This window comes from Undibacterium sp. SXout7W, assembly GCF_049339385.1.
In the GTDB taxonomy this organism is placed as follows: domain Bacteria; phylum Pseudomonadota; class Gammaproteobacteria; order Burkholderiales; family Burkholderiaceae_D; genus Undibacterium.
Genome location: NZ_JBMPPF010000075.1, coordinates 1 through 479 on the forward strand (window position 1 = coordinate 1; position 479 = coordinate 479).

A 479-nucleotide genomic window follows, 5' to 3' on the forward strand; every position below is an offset into this window, starting at 1 on the left:
GGCACACTGCGCCTGCACAGCGGTAGCGACATCAGCAATCAGCAAGGCAACATCGTCAGCGCCGGCAGCATCGACCTCAATGCAGCCGGCACATTCAACAACCAGCAAGGCACGCTGGAAGCCGCGCAAGGGCAACACATCGTTACTGGCAGCCTGGACAACACCCGGGGCAAAATACTCTCCACGGACAACAGCGGCATCAACGTCAGCGTTGCACAGACACTCAACAATGCTCAAGGCACGATAGGAAGCAACGGCAGCCTGACCATGACAGCGAGTGACGTCAGCAACAGCGCAGGTCAATTGATCGGCATCAACGACATCACCATCACCGCCAACAACCTAAGTAACAGCGAAGGCAACATCAGTGCAGGAGCACAACTCAACCTGAACACCGTCAACAGCCTGAGTAACCTGAAAGGCACACTGCAAGCCAAACAGATTGGCATCACGGCAGGCAGCATCAACAACAGCGAAGG

1 protein-coding gene is annotated in these 479 nt (G+C 55.9%); it reads left to right on the forward strand.

The window, feature by feature from the left end:
• Positions 1 to 479, forward strand: a 479-nt coding sequence (locus ACO0LB_RS20550) for a hypothetical protein (RefSeq protein WP_423052556.1), incomplete at both ends; no start/stop codon positions are given.